Below are 19,968 nucleotides of genomic sequence, written 5' to 3'. Positions count from 1 at the left end.
TCAGTTGATGGATTGCGGATGCGCATGGACCGGGGCCTCAAACGGTGTCCAGGCAATCGAGGTGATTTCACTGAACTCGCGCCACTCCTTGAACCAGGTACGACCTGCATCCGTAGAACGCAGCAGGTCGCCATACTTGGTCCCGGCAAAGACCAGGTCGGGGTCGGACGCATGCGAGCCGAAAGCCCAGACCGTTGAGTTGGGCGCGGTGTGCAGCAAGGTCGTACGCCAGGTCTGGCCGCGGTCTTCCGAGCGGTAGATCTTGGTGCGCGTGCCCGGTGTGCCATCGCCAATGGCCAGCAACAGCGCCTGCCCTCCAGCCCCGGTCACCTGGACCGTGCGGGTGTAGTACATGCCGTCAAACCGTTCTCGCGAAGGCTTGTGGACATACGACTTGCCGCCGTCAGTGCTTTCGCAGACCGAGTTCACCGTCAGCACGAAATGACGCATCGGGTCCTGCGCCGTGGCTGGCAGGATGGTGATGGCATGGATGTCAGAATTGTTGATGCCTGCACCGGGCACGTCCATCCGTTCCCAATGGTCGCCCTGGTCGGTGCTGCGCCAGGCGCCGCCCTCCTCCACGCCGAACCACACTTCGTGGTGATTCACCGGGTTGACGCACATCGTCAGAATCCGCGGTCGGTTGACGCCCTGACAAAACTCCGGAAGCTCGACACCCAGCCGCTCCCAGCTCAAGCCGCCATCACGGGAGCGGCAGGTGAAAGCGCGAGAGGGCGCCCCGGTACCGGCGTAGACGACCTTCGGGTCCACCGGGTCGAAAGCGATCGCCCAGACCGTCTGACCATCCATGGGTGAGCTGACCCGGCTGAAATGAGCACCACCATCGGTGCTGAGGCACAAACCAGCATCGGCGCCCGCCAGCACTCGACTGGGGGCAGAGGGATCCACCGCCAGGGCTCGCACCGTGCCGTCGAACTCGATGGCCTCCTTGAGCCCCAGGCGATGCCAACTCGCACCGTTGTCAACGCTGCGCAAAATGCCCTGGCCCGCAGTGGCCACAAGAATGGTTCCCTTCATGGGTGCTCCTTTGGGGTTGAATGAGCCATCAGATGAAGATGCCGCGGGTGATGCCACCGTCGACAGCGATCGATTCGCCCGTGATGGCGCCCGCTCTTTCGGAAGCCAGGAACAGCACGGTGTCTGCGATTTCCTGCGGCTGGAGCACGCGACGGATCGGGGTCACCTTGGCGTAATTGGCCTCGACTTGCTCGGGCGTGAGGCCCTGCAACTTGGCTTCCTTGGCGTACAGCTCATGGATGTGGGGGGTTTCCACCACACCCGGGTGAATCACATTGACGGTGATGCCCGAGGGGCCCAATTGGTCAGACAGTGTCTTGGTCAGGTGGCAGATGGCCACATTGCGCATGCCCGACAGCTGCTTGCTGCCACGGCCGGTGAGGCCGCCGATGTTGATGATGCGGCCATAGCCGTTCTTCTTCATGTGTGCTGCCGCCGCCTTGGCGCAGCGCATGTAGCCCACCACCTTGATGTTGATGTCTTCCAGCAGGCCTTCAGGGCTGGCATGCTCGATTTCGCTGCGCACCAAACCGCCCGGATGGGCCGCCCCGTTGACCAGGATGTCGATGCGCCCGAAGTGCTGCGCAACCTGTTCAATCATGGCCTCGACCTGCTCGGTACTGCTCACGTCGGCCGGTGCGGCCAACACCTCGATACCGTACTGTTCGCTGATGTCGCGGGCCGCAGCCTGCAGAGGGCCCGCGCTGCGTGCGACGATCGCCACACGCACGCCTTCGGCGGCCAGTGCCTCGGTCACGGCACGGCCGATGCCCAGACTGCCGCCGGTGACCACAGCGACTTTTCCTTTGAGTTTCAGATCCACATTAGCTCCTGGTGATGGATGAGCGCAGTTGGCGCCCGGTTGGTTGGGATGACGCTGTTGAAGCCTGGGCTCACAGCGCCATTTCGATCAGGCTGGGCCCGGAAGCGGTGACCGCCTTGGCGAACTGCTCAGCCAATTCCTCGGCCGTCTGGGCACGCGAGGCTTTGACGCCGTAGGACTGCGCCAGCAAGACCCAGTCGATGCGTGGGTTCTCCAGACTGGTCATGGCAGCGGCTCGATCGCCGAGCGTGGCCCCGCCACGCCGCAGTTCGTTGCGCAAGATGGCGTATTGGTGATTGGCGGCCACCAGTACCACCACATTCAGCCCTTCATGCGCCATGCTCCACAGGGTTTGGATCGTGTACTGCGTGCTGCCGTCAGACACCAGGGCGACCACGCGCCGTTCGGGGCAGGCGATGGCGGCCCCCATGGCCACGGGCAGGCCCTGACCGATGGCCCCCCCCGTGTTGGTCAAGGTGGTGTGCACACGGGCCGCGGCAGAAGCGGCATAAAAGGGATACCCACAGGTTCCGCCTTCGACCGACACGATGGCCTGGTCTGGCAGCTCACGCGCCAGAACGGCCGCGATCTTCTGGGGCGTCAACTCACCCGTGGGCTGCTCCGGCATCGGCACCTGTGGCGCCACGTAAGCGGGTGCTGCCAGCGCCTCTGCCAGCGCCTCCAGCCGGGTGGCCGCGTCTTCGCCGGGCTGGCTCAGCAGCAGCAGACGGTCCTTGTTGACCATCTCACTCGCATGGCCCTCGTAGCCAAAGTAGGTCACCGGTGGCAACGCCCCTGCCAGCACCACCAGATCGGATGCGTCGAGCACCTGGCGGGCGGGTTCCGGGAAGTACGGCAGGCGATCAAAGACTGGCAAGCCCTGCCCACGCTCCGAGCGAGCCGGGAAGGTCTCTGCGTAGGCGCGGCCTTGCAGCACCTGGCACAGGCGGGCCACGGCCTTTTGAGCACGCTCACCCAATCCGCTCAAGGCACCGCCACCGCCCAGCAAGAACATGGGGGACTTGGCTTGGCGAAGCGCCTGCGCGCATGCGGCCAGGTCGAAATGCGAAGGCGACGAAACGGCAACGGCCTCGCACTCGCTGGCGCCGGCCTCTGTGCCAAGCGTGCCGTACTGGTAGTCGGCCGGGAAGATCAGCGTCGCTGACTGCCCGCCATGGGCCAGGCTCTGCCGCACGGCCTGCGCCGCAGCCGGTGCGGCATCGGACACGCTGTCAATGCGATGCACCCAGCCGGACACAGGACGGGCCAGGGACTCGATGTCGGAGCTCAAGGGCGCATCGAACGGCAAATGCCAACTGGTGTGATCGCCGATGAGGTTGACGATCGGGGTGTGGGCACGCTTGGCGTTGTGCAGGTTGGCGATGCCATTGGCAAATCCGGGGCCCAGATGCAGCAGGGTGGCCGCAGGACGACCCAGCATGCGGCCATAGCCATCAGCGGCGCCCGTGCACACGTTTTCCTGCAATCCGATCACACAACGGACCGCATCCTGCGTCTCCATGGATCGAACCACGTCCAGTTCCGTGGTCCCGGGGTTGGCAAAGCAGGTATCCACGCCCTGAGCGGCCAGTTCGGCCAAAAGCAGGTCTGCGCCAGTGGTGTATTTTTCAGTGGTCATGTTTGCCACTTTATCGCATAGACGAAAATTAGCAATTACATGCACTGATTGTCAGGATTTAAATTTGTGTTTTGCTTTGCATTTTTTTGTGATATGCGTATGTTGATATTTTTTCAAGCAATCAACAAAAGCTACTGATCACCATGGCTGATGGCACAAAAGGGGCACCGTGGCGGCATGGGGCGGCGCGAGTCCGCGCGGCACCATGGCCAAAAGGCCTCAAAAGGGGAGGTGGCGCACGTGTGGCTCAACCACCTGGCAAACGGCGCATGCGGCTGACAGTGGTCCGGGCTTCGTACTGTGCCGATCCGGTTCAAACCCTGGGTCGTGCCTCCCAGAAGTGCCAGGGCAGGCCGCAACGCTTCGCTCAGCCTGCTGACAAACGGGCAGCCTCGGCCTCACACAAACCCATCGACGTTTGTTGCCGACAGCGGCCGCCATGCGGCCCTGCCTCGTCCGGTGCGATGGCAGACGCCGCCCAAAACCTGGCCAAGATGAGGTGCCGAGGGCAATCACCCCGGTTGATCAGGCTCAAGACATTGCACGCCAATCGATGGCGTAATCCGCCCGCCGCGTGGGCACGGCCTTTGGGCGCCCCACTCCGGTCAAACAAATGCGTCCGCCGGCTTTGCCGGGCACGCCATCCGCTAAGATCCAAGTCAGTTTTCAACCCGGACAATCACGGCTGTGCGCTCTTCCAAACGCTCCAATCCATCCGACCCCGAATTTCATCGGGCCGATTGGCCCTTTTACTGGATTGCCCGAGTGAACACCCTCTACACGCAGGAAATTGAACGCGTGCTGAAGGCCGTCAACTGCGATGTACCGACCTACCGGGTCCTGGCCATCCTTCAGGAGCAAGGTGTCAGCAGCGTCTCCGAGATCGCCGTGCACGCAGTGGGCAAACTATCCACCACCACGAAGATCGTCTACCGCATGAAGGCCGAGGGTCTGGTGAGTACGGAGACGTCCAAAAGTGACGGCCGGGTGACGATGGTGTCGTTGACGGACGCCGGCCGAGTCGCCCTGGGGCGGGTGAAAGATGCCACCCACGGCCTGTTCGAGCGCAGCTTCGATGGCCTGACACCTGCCAAGCTCGAGAGACTGAATGAATCGCTGCGGATCGTGTTCCGCAACCTCAACGGCGGCGATCATCCCATTCTGGACGCAGTGGCATCAGACCCGGACCCTGCCTAGGTCCAGGTCGCCGCAATCACGCGGTGATGACCCGGTGCAGCGACTGCGCCACGGCAAGGAGCTTGCGTTCCTCGCGCGGGCGCCCCACCAGTTGCAGCCCCACCGGAAGCCCCCCAGGACCCAACAGCCCCGGGACGTTGACACAAGGCAGACCAAGCAGCGTCCACACCCGACTGAAGACCGGGTCACCTGTGGCACTCAGCCCGAGCGGCGCTTCGCCCGGCGCAGCGGGCACGAGCAGAGCATCGGCCTCGCCCATCAAGGCCAGAACCTCAAGCACACCTTGCTCAGCCAAGGCCTTCGCTGCGGCGTAAGCCTCCTGGGTGATGCCATGGCCAAGGGCAACCAGATCGCGGATGTGCTCGCTCACCCGGGTACCGTATTCGCTGATCTCGCGGCCCAGGTTCTGCGCCGCCTCTTTCGCCATCACAGTTTTTTGCGCCTGCAACAGGCCCGACAGCGACGCGGGCATGTTCAGGGAACTCACCGGCACCCCGGCGGCCGACAGCAAGCTGTGCGCCCTTTCCCAGACCTGCCCCCCGCCCGCATCGGCGCAGTCCCATTCATGGGTACGACAGCTCAGCAGGCGCATGCCGACAGCGTCTGGCAAAGGCTCGAAGCGCTCACCCGCGAGTGCCGCACGCATCAATTCCAGATCTTCCGTGCCGTTGGACAGCCAGCCCATGGTGTCAAGCGAAGGCGCAAACGCCTTCACACCCGCACCGCTGACCAGGTCATGGGTTGGCTTGAGGGCAAATACACCGCAATAGGACGCGGGGCGAATCAACGACCCCGCGGTCTGCGATCCAAAGGCCAGTGGGACCATGCCACTGGCCACAGCGGCGGCGGACCCACTGGACGACCCCCCTGGCGTGTGCGCAGTGTCCCAGGGGTTGGCCGTGGGTCCAGGAGTGAAATAGGCGAACTCGGTGGTGACGGTCTTGCCCACAATGACGGCATCGGCGGCTCGCACCAGCCGGACGACTTCTGCATCGGCAGCGGGGCGATGTCCCTCGTAGACCGCAGAGCCGTACCCGGTCGGCATATCTGCTGTGTCGATCAGATCCTTGATGCCCATCGGTACGCCGCCGAGCAGGCCTGCGGCTGAGCCAGTGGCCATGCGCGCATCCAGCGCACGGGCCTGTTGCAATGCGACGGCGGGATCCAGATGCTTCCAGGCCTGCAATACAGGTTCGGCGTTGGCGATGCGTTCCAGGCTGTCCAGGAGCACGGCTTCCGCCGTGGTTTCGCGGCGTGCGATGGCCGCATGGATGGCCACCGCACTGGAGCGCGGGTGAATATGGCGGGTCATGTCTGAATCAAGCTTTCGAATCGGTCAGTTGCAAATATCATGAGCTCAACATCGCTTGATGCTTCGCCTGACTACCGAGATAGGCCTGCACGACCCGCGGATCGGCAGCCACAAGGTCTGCCGGGCCCGCCATCGCAACCTGCCCCAACTCCAAGACATAGGCGTAGTCGGCGATCTTGAGGGCGGCGAGCGCGTTCTGCTCCACCAACAGGATCGAGACCCCCTGTTCACGCAGGCGCACGAGGATGCGGAAGATCTCACGAACGATCAGTGGCGCCAAACCCAAGCTGGGCTCGTCGAGCAGCAGCAGTCGTGGCCGGCCCATCAGGGCACGCCCCAGGGCCAGCATCTGGCGCTCGCCACCAGAGAGCGTCGAAGCCTCTTGCTGGCGGCGCTCCTTCAGGCGCGGGAACAGCGTGAAGACCTCCTCCAAGGCTTCGGCATGTCGGGCCTTGGGCTCTTTGCGAAACCGGAACGCACCAAGCCGCAAGTTGTCTTCGATCGACATACTTGAAAACAAGGCGCGGGTCTCAGGCACCATGCCGATGCCACTGCGCACGCGGCTGGCGATGCCGCGGCCCTCATCACGGCCCGAGCCGGTTTCATCTGCGACAACGATGCGTCCACTTGATGGCAACACCCCCATGATGGCCGACATCAGCGTGGTCTTGCCTGCACCGTTGGGCCCCACCACAGTGACGATCTCACCCTTCCGCACCCGCAGCGAGACACCGCTCACCGCACTGATCTTGCCGTAACTCACATGCAGATCGGACACATCCAGCAGCGGTGACTCGACCACCGCCGGTTTGGGCACAGCATTCATAGCGCAACTCCCAGATAGGCTTCAAGGACTCGCGGGTCCGACTGGACTTCAGCGGGCAGGCCTTCGACGATCTTGTCGCCAAACACCACCACCGCCACGCGATCAACCAGGTTCATGACGAAGTCCATGTCGTGCTCGACCAGCAGCACGGTCATGCCTTCTTCGCGCAGCTTCTGCAGCAACGCGCCCAGCGCCTGCTTCTCGCCATGGCGCAAGCCGGCTGCGGGCTCGTCGAGCAGCAGCACGCAAGGGTCACCACAAAGCGCGCGGGCAATTTCAATCAAGCGCTGCTGGCCCAAAGAAAGGCTGCCGGCTTCCGCTGCGAGATGGGCGCCCAAGCCCACGCGCTCCAGTTGGCGGCGAGCTTCGGCCAGCAAGCTCGCCTCTTCACGGCGGTCCAGCCTCATCACACTGGCCAGCAGGCCCTGTTGACCACGCAAGTGCCCACCAATGGCTACGTTCTCCAGCACGCTCATCTTGGGCAGCAACTTCACGTGCTGGAATGTACGCGCCAGACCCGCTGCTGCAATGCGCCGGGCATCCCAGCCTTGTACCGGCTGACCCAGGAATTCGATGTCACCAGAGGTCGGCACATCACAACACGAAAGAAGATTGAACAATGTGCTCTTGCCTGCGCCGTTCGGGCCGATCACGGCCAAGACTTCGCCCGCACGCAAGTCCAGGTCGATCTCCTTGTTGGCGACCAGGCCCCCAAAGCGGCGAGTCAGCCCACGTGCCTTCATCACCACACTGCCACGGCTGGGCATCTCCCGTCGCGGCAGCGACGCAGCAGCGCTTTCATCGATCCGCGGCAACGTGGCCCGGCGAGGCCCCAGATGGGCCTGACACCACCCCGCCACGCCAACCGGCGCTCGGTGCATCAGCCAGATGATGAGGGCCCCGAACACAATCGCCTCGTAGTTGCCGGTGCTGCCAAACAGCTTGGGCAGCAGGTCTTCCAAGCCGTTTTTTGCCAAGACAAACAGCCCGGCGCCAACGATGGCGCCCCACAATTGACCGACACCGCCAATCAGTGCCATGAACAGGTAATCGATGCCGGCGTTGATGCTGAAAGGGGTCGGACTGACAAAGCGCTGCGTATAGACGTAGAGCCAACCCGACACACTCGCCATCGCTGCGGCCAACAGAAAAGCGGTCAACTTGGCACGAAACACATGGACGCCCATCGAGGCGGCCATGGCCTGTCCGCCGTTCAGCGCGCGGATGGCGCGCCCCGAGCGGGAGTCCAGCAGGTTTCGGATAGCGACGGCTCCCAGCAACACCAGCAACCAGATCAAATAGAAGATTTGCTCACCGCGTTCCAACGCCACACCAAACAGACGCAATCCAGGCAGATTGGCCAAGCCGGAATAGCCCCCCAGAGATTGAAAAGTGCCGAACAGGTAGTACAGAGCAATCCCCCAGGCAATGGTGCCCAGCGGAAGGTAGTGGCCGGACAAGCGCAAGGTAATGGCCCCCAACAGGCCGGCCACAAACAGTGTGACCAAGGTCCCCATCAGCAGCGCCGCCAGCGGCGAGCCGCCAGCCCAGGCCAACCAGCCCGGCAACGCTGTGCTGCTGGCCAGCCAGGCCGTTGTGTAGGCCCCAATGCCGACAAAGGCGGCCTGGCCAAAGCTGGTCAGGCCGGCTACTCCGGTCATCAGCACGATGCCCAGCACAACCAATGCCGCGAGGCCGATGTTGTTGAACAAGGTGACATAGAAACTTGGCAACAGAGGCACGAGCGCCAACAGGGCCACCGCCACGAAGAGCAAGCCAATGCTTCGCAGACGGGAGGCTCCATGCCAACGGGCCGTGCCGTGTTCAAGGGTAGGGGTAGAAATGGCGCTCATGCTTCCTCTTCGGAATGGCGGGTTGTCAAAGAGCGCCACAGCAGGAAAGGCAAGATCAGTGTGAACACGATCACCTCCTTGTAGTCACTTGCCCAAAAGGTCGAGAACGATTCGACCAAGCCGACCGACGTGGCGCCAAGCGCAGCGATCGGATAGCTCAACAGCCCGCCGGTCACTGCACCGACAAAGCCCTTGAGGCTGATCAGAAAGCCGCTGTCGAAATACAGCGTGGTCAGCGGCGCAATCAGAATGCCCGAGAGGGCACCAATGAAAGCCGCCAGGCCAAAGCTGAGCTGCCCTGCGAACTCAGGCGAAATACCCATCAGCTCCGCCCCGAGTCGATTCACCGAGGTTGCACGCAGCGCCTTGCCGTACAGCGTTCGATCGAAGAACACATAGAGGGCCGCAATGAGCAGCACGGAAGCGGCGATGACCCAGAGCGCCTGTGACTTGAACATCACCGGCCCGATCTCCACGCCGCCCTCGGAAAACGGCTCGCTGCGCGCACCTTCGGCGCCGAACATCAGCAGCGACAGCCCCACCAACACACCATGCAGTGCAATCGACACGATCAGCAGCACCAGGGAGTGTGCGGACGCAATCGGCTTGAAGGCGATGTCGTACAGCAACGGCCCCATGGGCACCACCAACGCGAGCGTCAGCAGTGCCTGCACCACCATCGGCAAAGCTTGCAGTGGCAGGAGGCGCAACAGCGCCCAAAGGCCCGCGGCATAGCCCAGCATGAGCCAGTCGCCAGGACCCGGCCACTGACGCCTTGTCCAGAGGCCGCCCACGGCCCGTGCCACGGCCAGTCCCAACAACAGCCAGGCCAGGGCCATCGACTGCCCCGCCTGCATGCCCGCCATGGCCATGGCGCCGAAGGTGACAAACTCGCCCTGCGGTACCAACAGCACGCGTGTCACGCTGAACACCAGCACAATGGACAACGCAAGCAAGGCGTAAATGGCGCCGCTCGTGAGGCCATCCTGCCCCAGCAATAGAACGATCTGTGAATCCATGTCGATCAACTGTGGGCGGCTTACTTCAAGGCGGCCCACTGACCGTTCTTCACCGTGATGAGTTCGCGGCCCCGTTTGTCAAAGCCGCTGTGGTCCGCTGCGGTCATGTTGTAAACACCTTGGGTGGCAGCAAGCTCTTTGGTGTGCTCAATCGCATCGCGCAGCGCAGAGCGGAACTCCGGGCTGCCCGGCTTGCCCTTCTTCAGGGCGGCCGGAATAGCCGCCTGCAGCAACAGACCGGCGTCGTACACATTGGCGCCAAAGGTGGCTGGCTTGCTGCCATACAGTTTTTCGTAGTCGGCCACGTACTTGGTGGCGATGGCCTTGATGGGGTTGCTGGCTGGCATGTCGCCCAGCACCAGCATGCCGCTGGCAGCCAGGATGGTGCCCTCCACTTTCTTGCCGCCCAGTTTCAGGAAGTCGTCCAGCGCCGCACCGTGGGTTTGGTAGAACCTGCCTTTGTAGCCTTGATCGAACAGCGTGGTCTGTGGCAACACGGCCGAGCTCCCGGGTGCAGCGATCAGCACGGCCTCCGGGCGGGCTGCGAGGGTCTTCAGTGCCTGCGCCGTCACGGAGGTGTCACGGCGCTGAAAGCTCTCCGAAGTCAACAGCTTGATATTGGCTGCCGCCAGCAGCTCGGTCATGACCTTGGCCCAGTTCTCGCCATAGGGGTCGGCCGTGCCGATCAGGCTGACGCTCTTGATGCCGGTGGCCTTCATGTGGTCCACCAACGCGTTGGCGATCAGATCGTCGTTCTGCGTGGTCTTGAACACCCACTTCTTCTGTTCGGTCATGGGCAACACCACGGCTGCCGTGCCAACGGGCGCAAACATGGGCACACCGGCTTCTGCGGCGAACTGGATCACCCCCATGGCGTTGGGCGATCCGCTCGGGCCAATCAAGGCATCGACCTTGTCCTCGTTGATGAGCTTCTTGACGGCAGAAACCGAAGCCGTCGGATCTGAAGCGTCGTCCAGCGAGAAGTACTCGATCTTCTGACCCGCCACCTCCTTGGGCAACAACGCCACGGTGTTTTTCTGGGGAATGCCGACCAAGGCAATCGGACCACTGGCCGAGGACACAACGCCGATTTTGACCTGAGCGAGCGCGCAGCCGGCAAAGCACAGGGCGCCGGCAGCGGCGATCAAGGCGGGGAAAACGCTTTTCAGAACCATGGAGAACCTCTTTGTAGTGCGGGTGGAAAGTTTGAATTTTGGTGGCGCAAGTTCTGCATATTTCATGCCAGATTCACGTTCCCATTCATGCTTTTCGCCGAGATTACAGATGGAATACGTTTCCTTACCCTAGGGAATTCCCGAAGAAAAAGGTCCTTAAATCGATCCAAAAGCGGCGATCAATCCCACTTTTGGTGCGACTTTCGCCTCGTGGCTGCACCAACAATGTCTTCAATCGCCCTGTTCTTGTGCGAAAACTTTTTTCATTAAATAGTTGCCAATTCACGTTGTTTTGAGCTAACTTAAAAAATAGCTTCAACGCGTTGAGCCCTTTTTCGACGCAGCAACCCCACTACCGGAGACCCCGATGCTGACCCTGGAACCCGAGCGCACCACGCATGCCAGCCCCCCTTCGCCAGGCGGCGTGGCCCATCCCTCTTTTGACGATCTGCTGACCGACATCCGCACCCGCAGCGCCGAATTCTCGAAGCAGCGCTTCATATCGCCCGACGTCGTCGAGAGCTTCAAGCACCACGGCATGTACCGCGCGCTGGTGCCGCGGGCATTGGGAGGCGAAGAACGTTCGCCACGCTATTTCTGCGAAAAAGTGGAGCGCATTGCACAGGCCGACGGCTCGGCCGGCTGGGTGGCCAGCTTCGGCATGGGCATCACCTACCTGGCCTCGTTGCCCATCGAGACGCTGCGCCAGGTGTACGCGGCTTCGCCCGATGTGGTGTTCTGCGCGGGCGTGTTTCCACCCCAGAGCGCACCGGCCGTCGAGGGGGGCTTCGAGGTGTCAGGCCGCTGGAGCTTTGCCAGCGGTTGCATGGGGGCGAACCTCGTGGGTGTGGGCATTGCACCGACGGGCCTGGCGGGCCAATCCCTGCCGCGCCTGGCCGTGATGCCGATCGCCAAAGCACGAATCGACCCCACCTGGGACGTTATCGGCCTGACCGGCACAGGGAGCCACGACATCGTCGTGGACAAGGTTGTCGTCCCCGAAGAATGGACCTTCGTGCGCGGCAGTCCGTCCACGCTGGACGCCCCCATTTGCCGCTACCCCAGCCTGTCGTTCGCCACGCAAGTATTGAGCGTGGTCTCGCTCGGCATTGCCCGCGGAGCGATCGAAGAATTGAAGGACCTGGCCACAGGCCGCACCTCTGTCACGGGCGCCCCACGCACCGCGGACCGGCCGCAGGTCCAGATGGACCTTGCACGTGCCGAAGCCACCCTGCGCGCCGCACGCGCGTTCTTCTATGACGCCATGGACGAGGTCTGGGAAACCCTGCTGCGGGGCGACACCCCCACTCAGGAACAGATCAGCATGCTGCGCCTGTCGTCCACCCACGCCACCCGTGCGGGTGCCGAAGTCACCCGCAGCGTGCAGATGCTTGCGGGCATGACCGGCATCTACCGCAGCTGTCCACTGTCTACCCAGGTGCAAGACAGTCTGGTCGTGACACAGCACGCCTTCATGGGCGACATCACCTACCAAAACGCCGGCGCCATGTTGTTCGGCCTCAAGCCCTTGCCGGGCTACCTCTGATCTGACCTCATCGCCAAGGAGAACCCACACCATGACCACTGAAACCAAAATTCCACTGCGCACCCTGTTTTGCATCGGCGTGAACCAGAATTTCTTCGACGCCACCCAGGCGGAAACCAAGGACATCTGGAGCGCCTTCGTGCAGATGATGCAAGGCATTGCCGCCCTGCCCGGCGTCAAAGTTCTGGGCAACCTCGACGACGATCGCTCCATGGTAGGGCCGTCGGCGAGCTGGCCTTGGACGACCTACGTGCTGGCCGATGTGCCTGACCTGGAAACGGTGCATGCAGCTTGCAACCTGTTTCGCACCATCGGTGTCGGTGACGGCACCTACAAGCTGTGGAAGTACTGCAAGGTCGAAGCACGCGTGGGCCGCGAGCTGAGCATTCCGGCCTACGCGGCCTGAGCACCGCAATGACATTGCATCAGCAGATCGCCGACCTGCAACTGCAGGTGCAGCGCCTTCAGGCCGAAGGCTTGATCCGCGCCTGCATCACCCGCTACATGGCACTGTGCGATCGGCTCAACGCCGAGACACCGCTGCAGGAGCTGGCCGGCCTTTTCACCGACGACGCGACCTGGGAAGGCCGGGGTGCGCTCTATTCCGGCCGCTTTGGTGGCTACCGGGGCCGTGAAGCCATTGCTGCCATGTTCCGCACCTACATGCGGACCCCGGCGCACTTCGCCTTGAACGTCCACTTTCTCTGTTCCGAAACCATCGTGGTGTCGTCCGATGCCCTCAGCGCCGATGCGAGCTGGGTGATGTTGCAGACATCGACCTTTGCCGACCAGAGCTCCCACCTCAACGCCGCGCAGCTCACCTTGAAGCTGCGCTCTGAAGGCAGCGCCTGGCGCATCGCCCAGTTCCAGACCGAGAACCTCTTCAGCCGCCCCACCAGCGCCTGGAACAGCAGTGCGCTGCTGCCAGTCCCTGCCCAAGATCATTAATTCACAGAGCCACTCCCATGAATGCTCCTGCTCAACCGATTCATTTCCACCGCCCGATCGGCGACCTGGTCCAGTCCGACAAGGTCCACACCTCGCTCTACACCGACCCTGCCATCTTCGATGACGAGATGGAGAAGGTCTTCCGCAACACCTGGGTCTGGGTGGCGCACGTCAGCGAGGTGCCCGATGTCGGCAGCTACAAGACCCACTGGGTGGGCAAAGAGCCCGTCATCGTGGTGCGCGACCGCAAAAAGCAGGTGCGGGTATTGCTCAATCGCTGCCGTCACCGCGCCGCCACGGTGTGTGAACACAAGAAAGGCAAGGCCAACACCTTTGTCTGCCCCTACCACGGCTGGAGCTACGCGCTCGACGGCACCCTTCGCGGTGTGCCGCACCCAGAGAGCTATGGCGACATTCTCGACAAAGCGGAACACCCGCTGGTGAACCTGCGGGTCGAGGAATACGCCGGCATGGTGTTCGCCACCTTCAAGGACGACATCGAGCCCCTGGTCGACTACCTGGGCCCCGCCAAGAAGTGGATGGACCTGTTCATGAAGCAAGGTGGCAGCTTTCCGATCAAGGTCGGCGGCGAGCATCGCTTCACGTTTCCGGGCAACTGGAAGATCCAGCTGGAAAACACCACGGACGCCTACCACTTCCCCCTGGTGCATCGCTCATTTCTTCACTCCGTGGACAAACAGACCGAAGAGATGCTCGACTTCGTGGGGGGCAAGGGCTATGTCGAAGACCTGGGCAATGGCCACAGCGTGATGGTGATGATTCCGGACCTGATCGACCTGGAAGCGGATCTGGAGAGGTCCATCCCAGACCGGTACGTCGAGTTGGCCGACGCGTTGCGCGCCGAGGGCCACGAGGAGGCCAAGGTGCGACAGATCGTGCGCGCCGTGGGGGGCTCGGGCTTCAACCTGAACCTGTTCCCCAACATTGCCTGCTCGATGGCTTTTTTTCGGGTTCTGCAACCGATTTCGGTCAACGAAACCGAGATCCACCACAGCGTGATTCTGATGGACGGAGGCCCCCCGGCCGGCAACCGGGCCCGGCTGCGCATGCACGAGCACTTCCAGGGCCCCTTGGGCTTTGGCACGCCGGACGACTCGGAAGCCTGGGAACGGGTTCAGGCCGGCGCCCATGCCGGGCGGGACCTCTGGGTACTGCTCAACCGCGGCCTGCCCGCGGAAAAGAAGACCGCCGATGGTGTGGCCGGTGATGTGAGTGCCGAGACCGGCATGCGCGCTGCCTACCAGCAGTGGAAAAAACTGATGACCGCCTGAGTCACGGAAGAGAGAAAAAAATGAACACGACGCTGCTGCAAGAAGCAACCGCCTTCATCTGGGCCGAAAGCGATATGCTGGACCACAACGAGTACCAGGACTGGCTCCAGCTTTGGGCGCCGGAAGGCCTCTACGTGATCCCGATCGACCCGAACGAGACCGACCACGAGAACACCCTGAACTACGCCTACGACGACGCCCAGATGCGCAGCAAGCGCGTGGCGCGATTGACCGGTGGCGAAGCCATCTCATCCGCCCCGGTGGCGCGCACAGTGCGCAACGTATCGCGCCTGCGCCTGCTGAGCGACGACGGCACCAAGGTCACGGTGCGTTGTGCCCAGGACTTGCGCGAGTTCCGCAAGGACCGATTTCGCGAACACACCTCCGATGTCACCTACGAACTGCTGCGCGTGGGTGAGGGCTTCCGCATCCACCGCAAGATCGTCAAGCTCATCAACTCGACCGACACGCTCACCGCCGTCGGCTACATCCTCTGAGGCCAGGCCATGGCAGAACGACAAAACGCCCTGGTCACAGGTGCCGCCAATGGGCTGGGCCTGTTCATCGCACAGGCCTTGCACGCCGCCGGCTACCGCGTTGCGTTGAGCGACCGCGACGGCGTGGCCGCCGAACGTGCCGCGCGGGAGCTGGATCCCAGCGGCGACAGCACCCTGGGCCTGGCCCTGGATGTGGTGTCCAAATCAGCGTTCGAGCAGGCGGTCGATGCCCTTGCAGCACGCTGGGGGCAGCTGCATGTGGCCGTGAACAACGCAGCCGTGACGGTGACCACACCGGTGATGCAGATCACCCCTGAAGAGTTTGAAGAGGTGCTGCGAATCAACCTGCGCGGGACCTTCCTCGGTTGCCAGGTGTTTGGCGCCCGCATGGCCAGCCACGGCTATGGCCGCCTGATCAACATCGCCTCACTTGCCGGGCAGAACGGCGGCACGGCCTCGGGCGCGCACTACGCTTCTTCCAAGGCGGGCATCCTGACCCTGACCAAGATCTTCGCCCGCGAACTGGCCGCCAGCGGAGTCACCGTCAATGCCATGGCCCCCGGCCCGCTGGACTTGCCCTCCGTGCGCAAGGCCGTGCCGGCCGACAAGCTGGAGAAGCTGCTGGCAGCCATCCCCGTCCAACGCCTGGGCAATCCGCGCTTCATCGCAGCACAAGTCGTACAACTGGCCTCGCCTGAGGCTGATTCATGCACTGGCGCTGCATGGGACGTCAACGGCGGCATCTTCATGCGCTGAAGAGCATCGAGAGAAGGAAACAACCATGAACGCCACCACCCACCAGGTTGTCGTCAAGCGCAGAGAGATTCAAGGCGACAGCGTCGTTGTGCTGGATCTGCAAAGCGCAGACGGCCGCAGTTTGCCCAGCTTCGAGGCTGGCGCCCACATCGACGTCCATCTGGCGCCCGACCTCGTGCGCCAATATTCGCTGTGTGGCGACCCCGCCGAGAAAAGCCGGTATCGATTGGGCGTGCTGCGTGACCCATGCTCCCGCGGCGGTTCGCTTGCGGTCTTCGATCGGTTCAACGAAGGCACGGTCATCACCATCGGCGCGCCACGCAACCATTTCCCCTTGGTCCCGGAGGCGCAGCACAGTGTGCTGGTCGGTGGCGGCATCGGCATCACGCCCATGATCGCCATGGCGTATGCCCTGTCAGCGGCGGGCAAGGGCTTCGAGTTGCATTACTGCGCGCGCTCCGCCGCAAGCAGTGCCTTTTTGGAAGAACTGGCCACGGCCCCCTTCGCCGACAAGGTGTGCCTGCATTTCGACGATGCGGGTGACTCGGGCCGACTCCAGATCGCTCCGGTGTTGGCTGCAGCGGGCACGGCCTCTACCCACCTGTACGTCTGCGGCCCATCGGGCTTCATGGACTGGGTGATCGGCAACAGCGAACAACATGGCCTGCCCCCAGCGCAGATCCACCGTGAATATTTCAACGCCGACGTCGACACCCACGGTAGCGCCTTTGAAGTGGTGGCCGCGGCCAGCGGCAAAACAGTGCAGGTGCAAGAGGGACAGAGCATCGTGGCGGCGTTGAAGACGATCGGCATCCTGGTGCCGGTCTCGTGCCAGGAAGGCGTCTGCGGCACCTGCGTCTGCACGGTCCTTGAGGGTGAATGCGATCACCGCGACGTCTACCTCACCGACGAAGAAAAGACTGAAAACGACCAGATCATGACGTGCTGTTCGCGCGCCAAATCTGCCCGACTGGTGCTGGCCATTTGAAGGGGTTCACCATGATTTCGATTCCTGAATTCAGAAACGGCATGTCATTGCTGGCCGGTGCGGTCAACGTGATCACCACCGACGGAGCCGCCGGCCTGGCGGGCTTCACGGCGTCAGCGGTCTGCAGCGTCACCGATCAACCGCCCACCTTGCTGGTCTGCATGAACCGATCGTCTTTCGCGCATCGTTTCTTTGTGGAAAACCGCTCGATCTGCGTCAATGTGCTGTCGGCCGCGCAGCAGGACCTGTCGGCCCTGTTTGCCAACCGCGATGTGACGATGGAAAGCCGCTTTGCGCAGGTGGCCTGGCTGCCCTTGAGCACCGGCGCGCCCGCCTTGGAAGGCGCGCTGGTCAACTTTGATGGCGTCATCACCCACATCCACGACGTGGGCTCGCACAGCATCTTCATCACGGAATTGCGCGACATTCGCCTGGCCTCTGAGAGTTCCCAGGGACTGGCCTACTTCAACCGCGCCTACCACCGCTTGGGCGAAGCGCAAGCCAGCGTCTGACAAGATCAGGGATAAGGTCGACCATTCACAGGCCGGCCAACACAGGCCCCCAGCGCTCAGCTCAAGCGGGGAGGTGGGGGGTGACCCAGTGACCGTGGGTTGCCGTGCGCTTGGAACTTGGTGTCAAGTTGATGCAACGGCGGCTGACTGGCACCAACCTGGAAGAAAGCCAGCACGCTGTCCAGGGCCTCCGTCTGACTTCTGAGGCTGTCGGCCGCAGCAGCAGCCTCTTCGACCAAGGCAGCGTTCTGTCGCAGGCCCTCATCAATTTCGCTCACCACACCATGGATCTGAGCGACACCCTGAGCTTGCTGGGCCGTGGCCTCGGAGATCCGGATGATCAGATCAGCCGCCAACTCGCTGGCCTTCACCATCGACGCCATCGTGCTGCGGGCCTCAGTCACCTGCACAGATCCGGCTTTCACGGTCTGCAGATTGCCCTGAATCAGATCCTTGATCTCTTTGGCAGCCTGGGCGGAACGCTGAGCCAAGCCTCGCACCTCATTTGCCACCACCGCGAAGCCCCGCCCCTGCTCGCCCGCTCTTGCCGCCTCCACCGCCGCATTCAGGGCAAGTATGTTGGTCTGGAAGGCGATTCCATCAATCACACCCAGGATGTCTGCCATGCGCCTGGAGGACGCCGATATGGCCTCCATGGTCTGCACGATGTGCTCTGTTTGCTGACCTCCGGAGCGCGCCTGCCGCGAAGCCTCACGCGCCTGCACCTGCGCCTCTTGCGAGGCATCAGCGTTCTCGTGCACCGCGTTGGCGATCAATTCAATCGAGTGCGTGGCCTGTTGCAATGCAACGGCCTGCCGCTCGGTGCGGCTGGAAAGGTCCAGGTTTCCCGCCGCGATTTCTGTCGAAGCCGCATGGATCGAGGCAGACGAACGTATCACCATCTCCATGGCTTCATGCATTCGCTCGACCATCCGTCCAAGGGCACTCATCATCCGCCCAGTCTCATTGTTGGCCTGTGCCCCGATGTGAAGGGTAAGGTCACCGGCTGCCACCCGGTCGGCCATGTGGACCGTGGTGTTCAAAGCCATGGTCACTGATCGGTAGAGCAGCACGCCAGCCAATGTCGCCAACACAGCGCCCACCAGCGCCGTGATCCATGTGATGCGCCGACTCTTGTCGCCCAGCGTGACGATCTCGGCGAACGATTGATCCTCTGCTGCCTTTTGTTGCCTCGCGAACTCAAGGGCCGCTGCTTGACTTTGCTGAATCAAGGGATCCAGCTTGTCTTCAAAGACTTGGTTGACCTCATCGGTCTGCAGCTGCCGACCCAAGTCGATGACCTTGTCACGCGCAGAACGTGTGCTTTGAAGGGTCTGCTGGAGGCCTTTCAACGCTGTGGCATCTGCACTGCTCAGAGGCAGGGACAGCAGCCTCTTCAAGGCCTGGTCGATCTCTGCACTGGCATTCAACGCAGAGGCAATTTCTCGCTCCACCTTGTCGGGCTCAACCTGCACCGAAAGACGGCGCAGATACAGCTCTTCAGCCTTCCCAGCCGATTTCAGCATCATCGCCAGCTCATAGCGTGCGCGGGCTTGCGCCACCGGGCCCTGCACCAGATCCTGGGACTGGACGGCTGCCCAGTAACTCATGGCACTTTGCCCCAGCAGAATCATCACCACCAAACCAAAGGCCACACTGAGCCGGTGAGCAATCGTCATATCTCGAATCCCGTGGATGACTTCGGACGGCCCTGCTCCAATGAACAGTGGCGAAAGCCCCGACTGACGAGGCTGGAAATTGGAGCGTGGATCAGTCTTTCACCAGCCCCTGCTTGGACAGCAGCACCAGCTGCCCCTGCGCATTCACCACCCCCGCCGTCAGCCCCAGGTGATCGGGCCTCACCTCGGTCTTGAAGCTGGCCCCACCGTCCTGGCTTTGCAGGCGCAGCCCATCCAGCCCCACACCGGCCACCTGCTCGCCCTGCACCAGCAGCTGCGTGATCGACGACTCGCTGTGGCTGTCGATGCGGCTCCAGTGCCGCCCCTCATCCGTGCTGCGGTACAACGAGCCCCGCAGCCCCGCAGCCAGCAACTCACCCCCGGGCAGCGCCACCCCGGTCCAGAACGAGCCCTTGTAGCCCGTGCTCAGGTAGCTCCAGTGCCGGCCCTGGTCGCTTGAACGCAACAACATGCCCTTCTCGGCCGCCGCATACAGCACGCCCTGGCCCGTGGCAAACAGGCTCAGCAGGTTCAGGTCGGCCTTGCGTGCCCCCTCGGGCGGCGCGAGCGTGACCGGGCTCCAGCGCTTGCCGCCGTCCTCGGTCACCAGCACCAATGACCACAGCCCCACCGCCACCCCGTGGGTGGCGTCGAGCATGTGCAGCGCAAACAGCGGGCGGTCCTCGCCCGTGGCGCTGCGCTGCACGGCCCAGCTCTCGCCCCCGTCCTCGGTGTGCAAGATCACGCCCCAGTGGCCCGCGGCCCAGCCCTGGCGCGCATCGGCAAACGACACGCTGGTCAGGGTGCTGTCCACCGGCACGCTCTTGGCCTGGCGCCATTGGCGGCCCCCGTCGTCGGACAGCATCAC

At 62.9% G+C, this 19,968-nt stretch carries 19 protein-coding genes; 9 read left to right on the top strand and 10 right to left on the bottom strand.

Annotated elements, in window-relative coordinates; translation table 11 throughout:
- The 3 genes from AC3WUT_RS24785 to AC3WUT_RS24775 form a co-directional block, all read right to left on the bottom strand.
- Complete coding sequence (locus AC3WUT_RS24785; RefSeq protein ID WP_492349733.1) at positions 1 to 1,038, bottom strand: WD40/YVTN/BNR-like repeat-containing protein; 1,038 nt, start codon at positions 1,036 to 1,038, stop codon at positions 1 to 3.
- A gap of 28 nt (positions 1,039 to 1,066) precedes the next feature.
- A complete protein-coding gene (locus AC3WUT_RS24780) occupies positions 1,067 to 1,861 on the bottom strand; it encodes an SDR family NAD(P)-dependent oxidoreductase (RefSeq protein ID WP_492349732.1) in 795 nt (264 codons plus the stop codon).
- Positions 1,862 to 1,931: 70 nt separating this feature from the next.
- Positions 1,932 to 3,500 (bottom strand): acetolactate synthase large subunit, encoded by a 1,569-nt coding sequence (locus AC3WUT_RS24775; protein WP_492349731.1) that lies wholly within the window; start codon positions 3,498 to 3,500, stop codon positions 1,932 to 1,934.
- 765 nt (positions 3,501 to 4,265) lie between these two features.
- Here AC3WUT_RS24775 and AC3WUT_RS24770 point away from each other — a divergent pair.
- The gene (locus AC3WUT_RS24770; protein WP_492349730.1) at positions 4,266 to 4,697 is read left to right on the top strand and encodes a MarR family winged helix-turn-helix transcriptional regulator; all 432 of its coding nucleotides are present in this window, start codon (positions 4,266 to 4,268) and stop codon (positions 4,695 to 4,697) included.
- Between the two features lie 16 nt (positions 4,698 to 4,713).
- On the opposite strand, the gene AC3WUT_RS24765 is transcribed toward AC3WUT_RS24770, so the two are convergent.
- Genes AC3WUT_RS24765 through AC3WUT_RS24745 form a run of 5 tightly spaced genes read right to left on the bottom strand, consistent with a single transcriptional unit; the run spans position 4,714 to position 10,882 of the window.
- Positions 4,714 to 6,009 carry an amidase gene (locus AC3WUT_RS24765; RefSeq protein WP_492349729.1) on the bottom strand — a complete coding sequence of 432 codons (1,296 nt, stop codon included), beginning with the start codon at positions 6,007 to 6,009 and terminating at the stop codon, positions 4,714 to 4,716.
- Between the two features lie 37 nt (positions 6,010 to 6,046).
- Positions 6,047 to 6,835: an ABC transporter ATP-binding protein gene (locus tag AC3WUT_RS24760; RefSeq protein ID WP_492349728.1), complete on the bottom strand. Its 789-nt coding sequence runs from the start codon at positions 6,833 to 6,835 to the stop codon at positions 6,047 to 6,049.
- Positions 6,832 to 8,688 (bottom strand): branched-chain amino acid ABC transporter ATP-binding protein/permease, encoded by a 1,857-nt coding sequence (locus tag AC3WUT_RS24755; RefSeq protein WP_492349727.1) that lies wholly within the window; start codon positions 8,686 to 8,688, stop codon positions 6,832 to 6,834. Before AC3WUT_RS24755 ends, AC3WUT_RS24760 begins: the two co-directional genes overlap by 4 nt.
- The gene (locus tag AC3WUT_RS24750; protein WP_492349726.1) at positions 8,685 to 9,707 is read right to left on the bottom strand and encodes a branched-chain amino acid ABC transporter permease; all 1,023 of its coding nucleotides are present in this window, start codon (positions 9,705 to 9,707) and stop codon (positions 8,685 to 8,687) included. The genes AC3WUT_RS24755 and AC3WUT_RS24750 overlap by 4 nt, the downstream gene beginning before the upstream one ends.
- A 20-nt stretch (positions 9,708 to 9,727) precedes the next feature.
- A complete protein-coding gene (locus tag AC3WUT_RS24745; protein ID WP_492349725.1) occupies positions 9,728 to 10,882 on the bottom strand; it encodes an ABC transporter substrate-binding protein in 1,155 nt (384 codons plus the stop codon).
- A 367-nt stretch (positions 10,883 to 11,249) separates the two neighbouring features.
- Here AC3WUT_RS24745 and AC3WUT_RS24740 point away from each other — a divergent pair, with 367 nt between their 5' ends.
- Genes AC3WUT_RS24740 through AC3WUT_RS24705 form a run of 8 tightly spaced genes read left to right on the top strand, consistent with a single transcriptional unit; the run spans position 11,250 to position 17,421 of the window.
- The gene (locus tag AC3WUT_RS24740) at positions 11,250 to 12,428 is read left to right on the top strand and encodes an acyl-CoA dehydrogenase family protein (protein ID WP_492349724.1); all 1,179 of its coding nucleotides are present in this window, start codon (positions 11,250 to 11,252) and stop codon (positions 12,426 to 12,428) included.
- Positions 12,429 to 12,459: 31 nt separating this feature from the next.
- Positions 12,460 to 12,834 carry an IacB protein gene (locus AC3WUT_RS24735; protein ID WP_492349723.1) on the top strand — a complete coding sequence of 125 codons (375 nt, stop codon included), beginning with the start codon at positions 12,460 to 12,462 and terminating at the stop codon, positions 12,832 to 12,834.
- 8 nt (positions 12,835 to 12,842) lie between these two features.
- Complete coding sequence (locus AC3WUT_RS24730) at positions 12,843 to 13,376, top strand: nuclear transport factor 2 family protein (RefSeq protein ID WP_492349722.1); 534 nt, start codon at positions 12,843 to 12,845, stop codon at positions 13,374 to 13,376.
- 17 nt (positions 13,377 to 13,393) lie between these two features.
- Positions 13,394 to 14,668, top strand: a complete 1,275-nt coding sequence (locus AC3WUT_RS24725; protein ID WP_492349721.1) for an aromatic ring-hydroxylating oxygenase subunit alpha — start codon at positions 13,394 to 13,396, stop codon at positions 14,666 to 14,668.
- Positions 14,669 to 14,688: 20 nt separating this feature from the next.
- The gene (locus AC3WUT_RS24720) at positions 14,689 to 15,165 is read left to right on the top strand and encodes an aromatic-ring-hydroxylating dioxygenase subunit beta (RefSeq protein ID WP_492349720.1); all 477 of its coding nucleotides are present in this window, start codon (positions 14,689 to 14,691) and stop codon (positions 15,163 to 15,165) included.
- A gap of 9 nt (positions 15,166 to 15,174) precedes the next feature.
- On the top strand, positions 15,175 to 15,921 hold the full coding sequence (locus AC3WUT_RS24715; protein ID WP_492349719.1) for an SDR family NAD(P)-dependent oxidoreductase: 747 nt from the start codon (positions 15,175 to 15,177) through the stop codon (positions 15,919 to 15,921).
- A 25-nt stretch (positions 15,922 to 15,946) separates the two neighbouring features.
- Positions 15,947 to 16,909: a PDR/VanB family oxidoreductase gene (locus AC3WUT_RS24710; RefSeq protein ID WP_492349718.1), complete on the top strand. Its 963-nt coding sequence runs from the start codon at positions 15,947 to 15,949 to the stop codon at positions 16,907 to 16,909.
- 11 nt (positions 16,910 to 16,920) lie between these two features.
- Complete coding sequence (locus tag AC3WUT_RS24705) at positions 16,921 to 17,421, top strand: flavin reductase (RefSeq protein WP_492349717.1); 501 nt, start codon at positions 16,921 to 16,923, stop codon at positions 17,419 to 17,421.
- A 56-nt stretch (positions 17,422 to 17,477) separates the two neighbouring features.
- Here AC3WUT_RS24705 and AC3WUT_RS24700 read toward each other — a convergent pair whose 3' ends face one another.
- Together AC3WUT_RS24700 and AC3WUT_RS24695 are read right to left on the bottom strand one after the other, a co-directional pair.
- Positions 17,478 to 19,100, bottom strand: coding sequence for a methyl-accepting chemotaxis protein (locus tag AC3WUT_RS24700; protein WP_492349716.1), 1,623 nt, complete (start codon positions 19,098 to 19,100; stop codon positions 17,478 to 17,480).
- A gap of 91 nt (positions 19,101 to 19,191) precedes the next feature.
- On the bottom strand, positions 19,192 to 19,968 hold a 777-nt coding region (locus AC3WUT_RS24695), incomplete at its 5' end, for a WD40/YVTN/BNR-like repeat-containing protein (RefSeq protein WP_492349715.1).

The sequence above is a fragment of the Curvibacter sp. EU05-FHT14A10 genome, from assembly GCF_058791075.1.
This window is presented reverse-complemented; position numbering and strand designations above follow the sequence as displayed.

Excerpts from the sequence above, each read along its gene's own strand:
- AC3WUT_RS24785 (WP_492349733.1), bottom strand. The coding sequence starts at position 1,038 with ATGAAGGGAACCATTCTTGTGGCCACTGCGGGCCAGGGCATTTTGCGC.
- AC3WUT_RS24775 (WP_492349731.1), bottom strand. The coding sequence starts at position 3,500 with ATGACCACTGAAAAATACACCACTGGCGCAGACCTGCTTTTGGCCGAA.
- AC3WUT_RS24765 (WP_492349729.1), bottom strand. The coding sequence starts at position 6,009 with ATGACCCGCCATATTCACCCGCGCTCCAGTGCGGTGGCCATCCATGCG.
- AC3WUT_RS24760 (WP_492349728.1), bottom strand. The coding sequence starts at position 6,835 with ATGAATGCTGTGCCCAAACCGGCGGTGGTCGAGTCACCGCTGCTGGAT.
- AC3WUT_RS24755 (WP_492349727.1), bottom strand. The coding sequence starts at position 8,688 with ATGAGCGCCATTTCTACCCCTACCCTTGAACACGGCACGGCCCGTTGG.
- AC3WUT_RS24750 (WP_492349726.1), bottom strand. The coding sequence starts at position 9,707 with ATGGATTCACAGATCGTTCTATTGCTGGGGCAGGATGGCCTCACGAGC.
- AC3WUT_RS24745 (WP_492349725.1), bottom strand. The coding sequence starts at position 10,882 with ATGGTTCTGAAAAGCGTTTTCCCCGCCTTGATCGCCGCTGCCGGCGCC.
- AC3WUT_RS24740 (WP_492349724.1), top strand. The coding sequence starts at position 11,250 with ATGCTGACCCTGGAACCCGAGCGCACCACGCATGCCAGCCCCCCTTCG.
- AC3WUT_RS24735 (WP_492349723.1), top strand. The coding sequence starts at position 12,460 with ATGACCACTGAAACCAAAATTCCACTGCGCACCCTGTTTTGCATCGGC.
- AC3WUT_RS24730 (WP_492349722.1), top strand. The coding sequence starts at position 12,843 with ATGACATTGCATCAGCAGATCGCCGACCTGCAACTGCAGGTGCAGCGC.
- AC3WUT_RS24725 (WP_492349721.1), top strand. The coding sequence starts at position 13,394 with ATGAATGCTCCTGCTCAACCGATTCATTTCCACCGCCCGATCGGCGAC.
- AC3WUT_RS24720 (WP_492349720.1), top strand. The coding sequence starts at position 14,689 with ATGAACACGACGCTGCTGCAAGAAGCAACCGCCTTCATCTGGGCCGAA.
- AC3WUT_RS24715 (WP_492349719.1), top strand. The coding sequence starts at position 15,175 with ATGGCAGAACGACAAAACGCCCTGGTCACAGGTGCCGCCAATGGGCTG.
- AC3WUT_RS24710 (WP_492349718.1), top strand. The coding sequence starts at position 15,947 with ATGAACGCCACCACCCACCAGGTTGTCGTCAAGCGCAGAGAGATTCAA.
- AC3WUT_RS24705 (WP_492349717.1), top strand. The coding sequence starts at position 16,921 with ATGATTTCGATTCCTGAATTCAGAAACGGCATGTCATTGCTGGCCGGT.
- AC3WUT_RS24700 (WP_492349716.1), bottom strand. The coding sequence starts at position 19,100 with ATGACGATTGCTCACCGGCTCAGTGTGGCCTTTGGTTTGGTGGTGATG.